Raw genomic sequence first — 11851 nt, forward strand, 5'->3', positions numbered from 1 at the left:
AAGGAGCCGGCCGGAAAGGCGCCGGACGGCAAGGGCCCGGACGGCAAGGAGCCCGTACGCACCCGACCAGGGTGGTGCGTACGGGCTCCCGGCTTCAGCGCGCGGGGCGCGCGCTCACCGCGCCGCCGGGGTCTCGTCCTCCGGCGGCACGATGCGCTTGATCCAGTACTCCCGCGCCAGCGCGTCCACGCCCGCGGGCGCCACGCCGCGCAGATGCACGACGTTGCCGTCCGTACCGGCGATCCGGCCGTGCTTCTGCATCCGCAGGATGTGGTACCTCTCCGGCGGGAAGCCCAGCTCGACGTCGGCGGAGAAGCGGCCGCGCATGTCGCGCTCGTCGCCGACCGCCGGGTCGACCTTGCCGCCCGCCTGGACGGTGAGCCAGACCTGGTACGCGACGATGAGCAGCACCAGGATGAGCAGCCGGCGGATCGTGGGGCTGCGGATCGCCCTAAACGCCAGCGACTGCCGTTCCGTCGGCATCGGTCGCACCTCCCGTGTCGTCCGTCGCGCCGCCGGCCGCCGCGCCCTCGTCGTCGACGAGCAGCTCGTTGACCCGGTTCGCGATCTCCCGGAACTCCGGCATCTCCAGCGCCGTCCGCCACTCCCGCGGCCGCGGCAGGTCGACGGTGACGATCTCCCGCACCCGGCTCGGCCGCTTGGACAGCACCACGATCCGGTCGGAGAGGAACACCGCCTCGTCCACGTCGTGCGTGACGAAGAAGACCGTCGGGTGCCGCTTCTCGAAGATGCGGGTCAGGTCCTCCTGCAGCTTGCGCCGCGTCTGGGCGTCGATGCTGGCGAACGGCTCGTCCATCAGCATCACGGCCGGCTCGTTGGCCAGCACGCGGGCCACGCCCAGGCGCTGCTGCATGCCGCCGGACAGCTCGTGCGGGTACTTGTGCTCGAAGCCGCCGAGCCCGACCAGCTCCAGGAACTCCTTCCCCCTGGCGTCCCGTTCGGCGCGCGGCACGCCCTTCATCCGCAGCCCGAAGACCACGTTGCCCAGCACCGTCTTCCAGGGGAAGAGCGCGTGGCTCTGGAACACCACGCCGCGGTCGGGCCCCGGGCCGCCGACCTCCTGGCCGTCGACGACGACCGAGCCCTCCGTGAGGTTCACGAAGCCGGCGACGATGTTCAGCACGGTCGTCTTCCCGCAGCCGCTCGGGCCGAGCACGGAGACGAACTCGCCCTCGTCCACGCTGAACGAGACGTCGCCGATGGCGGTGACCTCCTCGCCGCTGTACGAGTCGACGTAGTTCTTCTGCAGTCCAGTGATCTCCAGCGCCGTCATCCGTCGGCCTCCAAACTCCGTACCATGCCCCACCGTTCGACGGTGGCTCGCTCGAACGGCGCCAGGACCATGGCGTCGAGCGCGTACCACAGGATTCCCAGAACTGCCATGCCCAGGAACACCTGGCTGATGTCGCCCACCCGGCGGGCGTCGAACATCATGAAGCCGACCCCGCTGGTGCCGACGATGATCTCGGCGGCGACCAGGGCGCGCCAGCCGTAGCCGAGCCCGGTGCGGACGCCGCCCGCCACGGACGGCAGCGCGCCCGGGAGGATGACCTCGAAGAAGACCCGCGTCCTGCTCGCGCCGAGGCTGCGCGCCGCGCGCAGCAGTTCGCGCGGCACCTGCTCCACACCCGCGACGACGCTCAGCATCAGCGGGAAGACGATCGTGTAGACGATCACGAAGGTGACCGCGGTGAGGCTGAAGCCGAACCAGACGATCACGATCGGCAGCCAGGCGATGTCGGCGACCGCCTGGAAGAAGAGGAGGATCGGCCAGAAGAACCGGCGGACCTTGGCGAACATCGCCACCACGAAGCCCATCGGCAGCCCGATGGCCAGGCCGAAGCCGACGCCGTACGCCAGCCTGGTCAGCGAGTCCGTCAGGTAGCCGGGCAGGATGCCCTTCTCCATCAGGTCGGCGAACTCCTCCACCACCCGCGGCGGGCCGACGAAGAACGCCTCGTCGAAGACGCCCATCTCCGCGACCAGCCACCACAGCGCGATGACCGGCACGAACGGGCCGAGGGTGCGGAACGCGGCGCGGCGGGTGAGCCAGAGCCAGATCTTCCGGGCGCGTACCACCCCCGGGCTCGCGCCGCTCTTGCGCGGCGTACGCCCGGCGGGCGCGCGCCGTACGGGCTTAGCCGTGTCCGACGCCATCAGCCCCTCCCTTGGGTCATGCCCCAGCGCTCCACCGTGCGCTTCTCCAGCGGGGCCAGCATCAGCCGGTCCATCAGCAGCCAGAGCACGCCGATGATGACCATCGAGGCGATGATCACGTCGGTCTGGAAGTACTTCTGCGCCTGGAACAGGGCGTAGCCGAGGCCCGCGTTGCTCGCGATGATCTCGGCGGCGACCAGCCCGCGCCAGCCGTAGCCGAGGCCGACCCGCAGGCCGGTGACCACGCTCGGCAGCGCGCCGGGCAGCAGCACTTCCCAGAACATCCGCAGCCGGCCGGTGCCCATGCTGCGCGCGGCGCGCAGCAGCTGGGTCGGGATCTGCCGGACGCCGAGCATCGCGTTGTACGTGATCGCGAAGAACATCGCGTTCCACACGATGAAGATCACTGCCTTGTCGCCGTAGCCGAACCAGAGCGTGGCGACGGGGATCCAGGCGATGCCCGCGAGCGCCACGGAGAACCGCAGCAGCGGGGAGAAGAACGCCGACAGCGCGGCGCTGGAGCCCAGCGCGATGCCGAAGGGCAGGGCGGTGAGGATGGCGATCGCGGCCCCGATGCCCATGCGCCGCAGGCTCGCGCCGAGGTGGTCGAAGAGCTCGCCGCTGGACCACATGTCGCCCAGCGCCGAGAGCACGTCGCCGACCTGGGGGAAGACCCGCAGCGGCGGATCGGTGACCGCGACGGCCACGAGCCACACCACGACGAGCAGCGCGAGCGGGGTGAGGAACCAGAGCGCGGAGATCGCGCGCGCGGCCGGGGTGTTGGACCCGCCCTGCTTGCGCTTGCGCTGCTGCCCCGGCGGCCGGCCGCCCGGCCGCGGCCGCCCCGCGCCGGGGGCGGCCGCGGCCGTGGCCTGTTTCTCGGTACGGGGCGTGGTCACGACGGGCAGGCCTCGGCGGCCGTGTCGCGGTCGAAGGTGTACCCGCCCTCGATCGCCGCCGCGTCCGGGACGGGCGGCAGGTCGGCGAAGAGGTCGGGGTTGTCCTTCATGACCTTGAGGATCGGCTCGGGCTGGAAGTACTTGTTGACGTCGAAGCCCTTCTCGACGTTGCCCTGCTCGGCCAGCAGCCCCGCGAGCGTGTCGAGCGCGAGGTAGTTGCAGGCGGAGAAGCGGCCGTCGAGCTGCTTGACGTTGTGCTTCATCGCCTCCTGCGCGACGGCCTTCTCGGTGCCCGGCAGCCAGCGTGTCGCCGAGTCGGCGGCGTCGTCGGGGTTCTCGCGCATCCACTGGTCGGTCTGCGCGCGGGCGGTGAGGAACTGCTCGATGACCGCGGGGTTCTTCTCGGCGTAGTCGCGCGTGGTGACCAGGTAGCCGATGAACGGGATGTAGCCGCCGCCGCGCAGCACTTCCTTCGCGCCGTCGACCTGCCCGGTCATCGTGATCGGCCACGGGTCCCAGACGATGCCCGCGTCGATGCCGCCGGTCTCCAGCGCGACCGCCATGTCCGGCGGCTCGGTGTTGACGATCTCGATGTCGCCGGCCTTCAGCCCCGCGTCGTCCAGCAGGCCGAGCAGATAGAGGTGGTTGATGGAGCCCTCGGAGACGCCGATGCGCTTGCCGCGCAGCGTCGAGAGGTCCTTGCCGTCGATGCCGGAGTCGCCGCCGGCCACCACGGCCATCGTCTCGTCGATGCTGAGCTGCGAGGACGATCCGGTGTAGTTGCCGACGAGCACCAGGTCGATGCCCTGCTGGGCGGCGGCGATGGCCGGGGTGCCGACCTGGACCACGTCGACCTCGCCGGCCTGCAGCGCGTTGAGCGCGTCGACGCCGGTCGGGTAGGGCTCCTTCAGCTTCACGTTGAGGTTCTGCTCGTCGAAGTAGCCCGCCTCGACGCCGGCCGGCAGGCCGATCTGGTCGATGGCGGAGACGTACCCGGCGGACAGCTTGGTCGGCTCGGTGCCGCCCGCGCCACCGTCGACGTCGTCGTCCACGGTCGAGTCGCTGCCGCAGGCGGCCAGCAGCAGGGCTCCCGAACAAGCCGCCGCCACTGCTATGTGACGTGTTGCGCGAAACATGAGTCTCTCCTGATCCGTACGGCTACGGGGCTGGTGTGGGAGCGCCGGGGAGCAGCGCGTCCACCGCGGCCCGGTGCGGAATCGGCAGGACCGCTCCCGGTCCGGTGGTGGTGAGCGCGGCGGCGACGGCCGCGTAGCGGGCCGCCTCCAGCGGTACGGCGCCCTCCAGGAGCCGGGCCGCGAACGCGCCGTCGAAGGTGTCGCCGGCCCCCGAGGGGTCGACGGCCCGCACCGGGTGGGGCGGAATGCGGGTCACGGTGCCCTCGTGGGCCAGCAGGGCGCCCTGGTCGCCCATCTTGAGCACGACGATGCCGGGGCCGCGGCGCACGAAGGCGCCGAGGACCTCCTCGGGCTCGTGCAGGCCGGTGAGCAGCCTGCCCTCCTCCAGGTTCGGCAGTGCCACATCGCACAGCTCGACGCTGCGCATGACCACCGCGCGGGCCCGTTCGACGGGCCAGAGCGCGGGGCGGTAGTTGGGGTCGTAGCCGATCAGCGTGCCGCTGCCGCGGGCCAGTTCCATGGCGTGGAAGGCCGCGTCGCAGGCGGACGGGCTGATGGCCTGGGTGATCCCGGTGACGTGCAGCATGCGTGCCCGCGCGATCGCCTCGGCCGGCACGTCGGCCGGGGTGAGCCGGCTGGCCGGCGAGTCCGCGCGGTAGTAGGTGAACCTGCTGGCCGCGGGCGTACGGGAGATGAAGTAGATCCCGGTACGCCCGCCCGCCTCCCGGACGACGTGCTCGGTGCCGACACCCTCGCGCTGCCAGAGCCGCAGCAGGGCGTCGCCGAAGTCGTCGTCGCCGATGCGGGTGACGTAGCCGGTGCGCGCACCGGAGCGCTGCGCGGCCACCGCGAAGTTCGACGAGTCGCCGCCGTAGCCGACGGAGTATTCGTCGTCCGGCCCGCCCAGTCCGACGGGCTCACGGCCCTCGGCGCGGGCGTTGAACTCCAGCAGGGGCTCGCCGATCGCGAGGATGTCGTTGTCCATGTCCGCCGCCGTCAGATCCGCTGGTACTTCTCGAGGCCGCCGCGCAGCGAGCCGGACTCGCGGATGAGCCGGGTCTGCTCGCGCTCGCGCTCCTCGATGTCCGTGGCCAGCGCCAGCACCTCGGCGACCAGTTCGACCGGCACGCACACGACGCCGTCGCTGTCGGCGACGATCATGTCGCCGGGGCGTACGGACACGCCGCCGACCTCGACGGGCTCGTTGAGCGAGACGGTCCGGTAGCGGCCGACGGTGGTGGCCGGGACGGCGCCGCGGGCGTAGATGGGGAGTTCGGGGTAGTCGCGGCGGATCTCCTCCACGTCCCGTACCCCGGCGTCGAGCACGGCGCCCGCGATCTGGTTGGTGACGGCGCCCGCGGCCATCAGGCCGCCCCACACCGCGACGTCGGCGCCGCCCGCGGCGATGCAGATGACGCTGCCCGGCGCCGACTCGTCGATGGCACGCAGCGCGTGCGTGGGGGGCTCCGACACGTGGGAGGGCACCTCCTGCACCGTCACCGCGGGGCCCACCAACTTGCCCGGCAGCACCGCTTTGATGCTTCCGGTGAGGTAGCCCCGTACGCCCTTCTGCTCCACGGCGTCGGCCACCGACGCGGTGGCTATGCCGTGGAAGGCCGCGATGGTCTCCGGCGGGATGGTCGTCGTCATCTCGTGTTGGCTCCGATCTCGTACGTGCGTGCTTGATCGCGGCGGGTGGGGGCTCAGCGCGACAGCCAGCCGCCGTCGACGGCCAGGACGTGGCCGTGGACGTAGTCGGCGGCGGGCGAGGCGAGGAAGACCACGGGTCCGGCGATGTCGGCGGGGCGGCCCCACCGTCCCGCGGGGATGCGGGCGAGGATCTCGCTGCTGCGGACGCCGTCGGCGCGCAGCTCCGAGGTCACGGCGGTGTCGATGTAGCCGGGGGCCACGGCGTTGACGTTGACCCCGCGTCCTGCCCACTCGTTGGCCAGCGCGCGGGTGAGCCCGACGAGGGCGTGCTTGCTCGACGTATACGACGGGACGTACATCCCGCCCTGGAAGCTGAGCACCGACGCGATGTTGATGATCTTGCCGTAACCGCGCTCCAGCATGCCCGCGCCGATGGCCCGGGTGAGCTCGAATGCGGCGTGCAGGTTCAACTCCACGACGTCGTACCAGTCGGCGTCCCCGAATTCCGCGGCCGGGGCTCTGCGAATGAGTCCCGAATTGTTGACCAGAATGTCCAGGTCGAATCTCTCGACGAGTTGACTGATCTCACCTCTGCGGGCCAGGGCATCGGTGAGGTCGACGTGCACGCGAGTGACGGAAACTCCCCATTCAGCGGCCTCTTTGGCCACCGGGTCGAGATTGTCGCGCTCCGACAGCAATACCAAGTCGGCGCCGACGGCCGCGAGTCCGAGCGCGACTGCACGCCCGATTCCGCTGCCCGCTCCCGTAATGAGCGCACGACGGCCGTGCAGATCCCCGGTCTGGGAATCAGACTCCTCCGTCAACGCCCCTCTCCCTTCATTCGGTCCCAGCCGTGCATGGTTCCGGCTACGGAAACATTAGAAGCGGACTGCCAGGGCGTTAAGACTGAATTGCGAATGACAGTATTCGCAAAGCTGATGTGCCGGACCGCACCGGTCGGATACGTACGCACGCCCGGTCACGCCGCGGCGGGCACCGCGTGGGTGCCGGCCGGGATCCGGGCCCGGACGATGGCGCGCAGCAGCGTACGGGCCGAGGGCGTGAGCGGGCGCGAGGAGTCCCAGCAGACCGCCACGCGCCGCTCCGGGGCGCCCTTCAGCCGCCGTACGCGGACGCCGTCGACCTCGGCGACCTGGGCGGCCAGCGAGTTGGTCACGCCGACGCCGATGCCCTGGCGGACCATCGAGACCAGCGTCTGCGGCTGGTTGGTGGCCTGCACGGGCTCGATCTCGTGACCGTTGTCGCGGAAGGTCCGGTACGTCTCGAAGTCGGGCGTCTCCGGGGCGTCGAGACGGCCGATCGAGACGATCGGGTGCTCGGCGACGGCGTCGACGGAGAGCGGGTCCGGCACCTCGGACAGCGGGTGCTCGCTGGGGTGGATGGCGACCAGCGACTCGCCCCACAGCAGCCGGCTGCGCACCGAGGCGGAGGACGGCGGGGGCGACATCGGGCGCAGGTACACGTCGACGGCGCCGGAGGTGAGGGCGTCGTCCAGCTCCAGCGTCGACCGCTCCACCAGCACCACCCGCACCTCGGGGCTCGTCCGCGCCAGCCCCTGCAGGAGGGCGGGCACGAACGCGGCGCTCGCGCTCGGGTACGAACCGAGCGTCACCACGCCGCGGGCGCCGCTGCGCCACGGGGCCATCGCGGCCTCCGCGGACTCCAGCGCGCGCAGTATCTCGTGGGCGTGGTCGGCGAGGACGACGCCGGCCTCGGTGAGCTCCACCGGGCGCTTGCGGCGGTCGAAGAGGGGCAGGCCGATCTCGCGCTCCAGCGCGGCGACGTGCATGCTGACGCGGGGCTGCGACCGCTTGGTGGACTCGGCCGCGGCGACGAAGCTCCCCGTTTCGATGACCGCGAGGAAGGAGACGAACCATTCCAGCCTGACATCCGGGTTCAACATCTTGCCCTCACTCCGCACCGAAGCAGCGCGTCTTCCCGCCCAAACCAGCCCGACCCAGCCCGATCAGCACAACGGCACCAGTGATCAACAGCCGTCCCTCAGGCTAAGTTGCGTAGTTGCGGGGGGCAACAGTCGTGCACGGCGTAATGCTCGTGACAGCCATATCCGCCCGGCGAATGCCGCCATTCGAAAGTCGGCCCTTGACCAGCATTCGGACAACTGGCTTCGTGGGGGATGGCCAATGAAGTAGCCCCCGCCGTCATCGCGGCGACCACGTCCCTGCCGCCCGAACTCGCCGTCGCCGCCGTCCCGAGGACGAGCGCGTATGGGTGCCGCAGGCGCCCAATGTGTGGTTCCGGCCGCTGCTCTTCAATACGGTGACGGGCCAGTGGTGCAACCTGTTGAAGGTCACCGCCGCCGGCATCGTCTCCCGGCACCGGCACCCGGGCGCGGTCTTCGGGTACGTGATCAAGGGCAAGTGGCACTACTACGAGCACCCGTGGGTGGCCGAGCAGGGCCACTTCGTCTACGAGCCGCCGGGCGAGATCCACACGCTGGCGGTGCCGGAGGACTGCGCGGAGATGATCACGTTCTTCAACATCAGCGGCGCGATGATCTACCTGGACGAGGAGAACCGGAACACGGGCTACGAGGACGTGTTCACCAAGATCGACATGGCGCGCGCCCACTACGCGGCCAACGGCCTGGGCGCGGACTACGTGGACCAGTTCATCCGCTGACGCCCTGCGGGCAACGCGGGACGAGCTCGGGCGGGCAGGCGGCGGGCGCGGGTACGCCGCGGCCGCGGGTGCCGCGTACGTCGCCGGCGCGAGCACCGTCGAGCAGCATGCGCGGCGGACGCGGACACGGCCGTAGCGGCACGTACGCCGCGGAGACGAGCACCCCGTAGCCGGCACACACGGCCGCGTCCGCGTACCCCTGCGCCGCCCGCCCCGCGAGGTTCCCTACCGGCGACCCGCCCCACGCGCACACGCCGACCGCAGCCCGCACCTGCGTACCCGGGGATCGTCATACGCCGGCGCCGCGATCGGCCCGGCTCTACGCGGCAGCGGCCCCGCGGCGGCACGGCCCCACGGCGGCGCCCCCGCAGGGGTTCAGCGGCGGCGGTCCTCGCGGTCTTCTTCGGCGCGCGGGCCCAGGAGTTCGTCCGCCAGGGTGGGGAGGTCGTCCAGCGGGGTCTCCTCCGCCCAGTCCGGACGGGGCCGGCGGCGGTCCTGCTCCTCCGGCTCCGGGACCTGGGGCACCTGGAGCGTCTCCTCCGCGTCCGGGTCCGGCACCTGCGGCAGGACGCGGGTCTCCTCCGCGTCGCGGGCGTCGTCCGTGCGCGTCCGCGGCAGCCGGGACGTCTCCTGCACGTCCGGGTCACCGGTCACCGGCAGCGGCTGCGTGGTGTCGTTCGCCGAGGCGCCCCCCGCGGCCGAAGCCGCGGCCTCCGCCGCCAGCCGCTCCTGCTCCGCGCGGAGCAGCGCCTCCTCCGCCTTGCGCTGCTTCTCCTTGCGGCGCTCCTCCGCCTCGCGGCGCAGCCGCGCCTCCTCCTCGGCCTGCCGCCGGATCCGCTCTTCCTCGGCCTTGCGCGCGGCCTCCTCGGCCTCCCGGCGCCTGCGCTCCTCCTCCGCCTGGCGGCGGGCCTCCTCGGCGCGCTGCCGGGCCAACTCGGCCTCGCGCTCGGCCTCCAGCCGCTTGGCCTCCTCGATCTCGCGCCGCTTGCGCTCCTCTTCCTCCCGGCGCAGCCGCTCCAACTGCTCCTGCCGCTCCCGTTCCAGCCGCTCTTCCTCGGCGCGGCGCGCGGCCTCCTCGGCCTCTCGGCGCCTGCGCTCCTCCTCGGCCTTGCGGCGGGCCTCCTCCCGGGCGCGCACCTCCTGCTCCGACAGCGGCAGGATCTGGTCCAGGCGGTGCCGTACGGCGGTGGTGACGACCCCCGGGTCCTGGCCGGCGTCGACGACCAGATAGCGCCCCGGGTCCGCGGCGGCCAGCGCCAGGAACCCCGCGCGCACCCGCTCGTGGAACTCCGGCGGCTCCGACTCCAGCCGGTCCGGCGCCTCGGTGAACCGCTCCCGTGCCGTCTCCGGCGCGATGTCCAGCAGCACCGTCAGATGCGGCACGAGCCCGCCGGTGGCCCAGCGGTTGATCCGCGCCACCTCGGTCGGCGACAGCTCGCGCCCGCCGCCCTGGTACGCGACGGAGGAGTCGATGTACCGGTCGGTGATGACCACCGCGCCGCGCTCCAGCGCGGGCCGGACGAGGCCGTCCACGTGCTCCGCGCGGTCCGCCGCGTAGAGCAGGGCCTCCGCGCGGTGCGAGATCCCGGCGGTGGAGACGTCCAGCAGGATGGAGCGCAGCCGCTGCCCGATGGACGTGGCACCCGGCTCGCGGGTGACGACGACCTCGTGCCCCTTGTCCCTGATCCACTGCGCCAGCGCCTCGACCTGCGTGGACTTCCCGGCCCCGTCACCGCCCTCGACGGCGATGAAGAACCCGCTCTCCGCCAGCCCCTCCTCCGGGTCCGCGCCGCGCAGCGCCTCGCGAAGGTCGACGCGGAACGGCACCCCCTGCCGGTCGTCGGTGCGCACCAGCACCAGCACCGCCACCGGCAGCAGCAGCGCCCCTGCCAGCATGTACGTGAACGCCGCGCCGCCGTGCGCGAAGACCAGGTCGCCCGCCTCCAGGCGGTGCCGGCCGATGGCGGCGGCCAGCAGCGGCGCGCCGATCAGCGCGAGCGCGACGGCGACCCGCGAGACGGCGTGCAGGTGGTCGATGAGCCGGGGCCTGCGGGCCTCCTCGGTCTCCTGCTCCAGCAGCACGTGCCCGGTGGCGGCGGCGACGCCCGCGGCCGTCCCGGCAAGCAGCGCGCACAGCACCCCGGTCGCCGCGTCGGCCACCAGGCCCACGAGCAGCAGGCTGAGCCCGGCGACGCCGACGGCCAGCGCCAGCAGCCGGCGCCGCGACAGCCCCGGCAGCACCCGCGGCGCCGTCCGCACCCCGAGCACGGGACCGGCGGTGGCGGCGAGCGCCAGCAGCGCGTACGCGATGGTGCCGTTGATGTCGTACGCCTCCTGCGCCTGCAGGACGGCGAGCGCCACCGACGCGGCGAGCGCGGCGGCCGCCGCCGCGCAGGCGGCGACGAGCAGCGGCACCGCGCCCGTACGCCCCCGCTCGGGACCGCCGTCCGCGGTGCGCGGGCGGCGCAGCCCCTCCAGCGGGGAGCGCGCCCGCGCCCCGCCGTCGGGCAGTTCCATGAAGAAGAGCACCGAGACCGACGCCGCGAAGAGCCCGGCGGCGAGATACGAGCCGAGCGCGCCCGGGTGCCCGTCGAACCAGTCGAACCCGGAGCCCAGCAGCCGGCCGATCCACGCCGTCACCAGCAGCGCGGCGGCACCGAGCGGCAGCGCCCCGTACCCCGTGCGCAGCGACAGCCGGCGCAGCGCGGCGCCGTGGTCGGGCAGCGGCCTTATCGCCGCGCCCTCGGGCGGCGGCGCGGGCAGCAGCGCGGGGGCGACGCTGTCCTTGGCGACGACCCACACCCGCTCCGCCGCGCCGGCGACGAAGACGGTGACGAGGATCCAGGTGAGCGCCGAGTCCTGGGTCCAGTCGATCCACAGCGGGGCGACGATGAGCAGCCCCGCGCGCACCACGTCCGCGCCGACCATCGTCCAGCGCCGGTCCAGCTTCCCCGACCCGGACAGCAGCGACCCGACGGGGCCGAGCAGCACGGCGCCGAAGACGACCGTCGACAGCAGCCGGACCGCGAAGACCACGCTGACCGTGACCGCCGCGCCGCGATAGCCGCCGCCGAACGAATCGGCCGCGAGCCCCGCCTGGAGCGCGAGCAGCACGAGGACGAGCATCGCCAGCGCGTCCGCGGTGGCACTCGTGAGATGGGCGCCCCACAACCGCCTCAGTGACGGCACGCGCAGCAGCGCCCGCACGGCGCGCTCGCGCGAGTCCGCGACAAGGCTCTCGGTGGGGTCCGGCGCTGTCGTCGGCTGGTCGGCTCGCATGCGGCCAGCCTAGCGGGACGGACCGGACCGGCGAGCTCCGCACGA

The 11851-nt window shown here is 72.7% G+C and carries 11 protein-coding genes; 1 reads left to right on the forward strand and 10 read right to left on the reverse strand.

Translation table 11 applies throughout. From position 1 onward, the window contains the following. Positions 1-114: 114 nt before the first annotated feature. The 9 genes from DMB38_RS15170 to DMB38_RS15210 all read right to left on the reverse strand — a co-directional run bounded on the left by DMB38_RS15170 (position 115) and on the right by DMB38_RS15210 (position 7787). Positions 115-483: a hypothetical protein gene (locus DMB38_RS15170; RefSeq protein WP_125935644.1), complete on the reverse strand. Its 369-nt coding sequence runs from the start codon at positions 481-483 to the stop codon at positions 115-117. Then, positions 452-1294 carry an ABC transporter ATP-binding protein gene (locus DMB38_RS15175; RefSeq protein WP_125935645.1) on the reverse strand — a complete coding sequence of 281 codons (843 nt, stop codon included), beginning with the start codon at positions 1292-1294 and terminating at the stop codon, positions 452-454. The genes DMB38_RS15170 and DMB38_RS15175 overlap by 32 nt, the downstream gene beginning before the upstream one ends. Beyond that, positions 1291-2178, reverse strand: a complete 888-nt coding sequence (locus tag DMB38_RS15180; protein ID WP_240662249.1) for an ABC transporter permease — start codon at positions 2176-2178, stop codon at positions 1291-1293. The genes DMB38_RS15175 and DMB38_RS15180 overlap by 4 nt, the downstream gene beginning before the upstream one ends. Beyond that, positions 2178-3077 (reverse strand): ABC transporter permease, encoded by a 900-nt coding sequence (locus DMB38_RS15185; RefSeq protein WP_125935646.1) that lies wholly within the window; start codon positions 3075-3077, stop codon positions 2178-2180. The genes DMB38_RS15180 and DMB38_RS15185 overlap by 1 nt, the downstream gene beginning before the upstream one ends. After that, complete coding sequence (locus DMB38_RS15190) at positions 3074-4213, reverse strand: ABC transporter substrate-binding protein (RefSeq protein WP_240662251.1); 1140 nt, start codon at positions 4211-4213, stop codon at positions 3074-3076. The genes DMB38_RS15185 and DMB38_RS15190 overlap by 4 nt, the downstream gene beginning before the upstream one ends. Before the next feature lie 22 nt (positions 4214-4235). Next, entirely contained in the window at positions 4236-5198 is a 963-nt protein-coding gene (locus DMB38_RS15195) for a sugar kinase (protein WP_125935647.1), read from the reverse strand. A gap of 11 nt (positions 5199-5209) precedes the next feature. Beyond that, positions 5210-5863 (reverse strand): RraA family protein, encoded by a 654-nt coding sequence (locus DMB38_RS15200; protein ID WP_125935648.1) that lies wholly within the window; start codon positions 5861-5863, stop codon positions 5210-5212. A 53-nt stretch (positions 5864-5916) separates the two neighbouring features. Beyond that, entirely contained in the window at positions 5917-6687 is a 771-nt protein-coding gene (locus tag DMB38_RS15205) for an SDR family oxidoreductase (protein WP_125935649.1), read from the reverse strand. Between the two features lie 155 nt (positions 6688-6842). Beyond that, a complete protein-coding gene (locus tag DMB38_RS15210; protein ID WP_125935650.1) occupies positions 6843-7787 on the reverse strand; it encodes a LysR family transcriptional regulator in 945 nt (314 codons plus the stop codon). A 329-nt stretch (positions 7788-8116) separates the two neighbouring features. Here DMB38_RS15210 and DMB38_RS15215 point away from each other — a divergent pair, with 329 nt between their 5' ends. Further along, on the forward strand, positions 8117-8527 hold the full coding sequence (locus tag DMB38_RS15215; protein WP_240662253.1) for a 2,4'-dihydroxyacetophenone dioxygenase family protein: 411 nt from the start codon (positions 8117-8119) through the stop codon (positions 8525-8527). 375 nt (positions 8528-8902) lie between these two features. Here DMB38_RS15215 and tmk read toward each other — a convergent pair whose 3' ends face one another. Continuing rightward, positions 8903-11806 (reverse strand): dTMP kinase, encoded by a 2904-nt coding sequence (gene tmk, locus DMB38_RS15220; RefSeq protein ID WP_240662255.1) that lies wholly within the window; start codon positions 11804-11806, stop codon positions 8903-8905. Positions 11807-11851 lie beyond the last annotated feature (45 nt).

Source organism: Streptomyces sp. WAC 06738, from assembly GCF_003945505.1.
GTDB lineage: Bacteria > Actinomycetota > Actinomycetes > Streptomycetales > Streptomycetaceae > Streptomyces.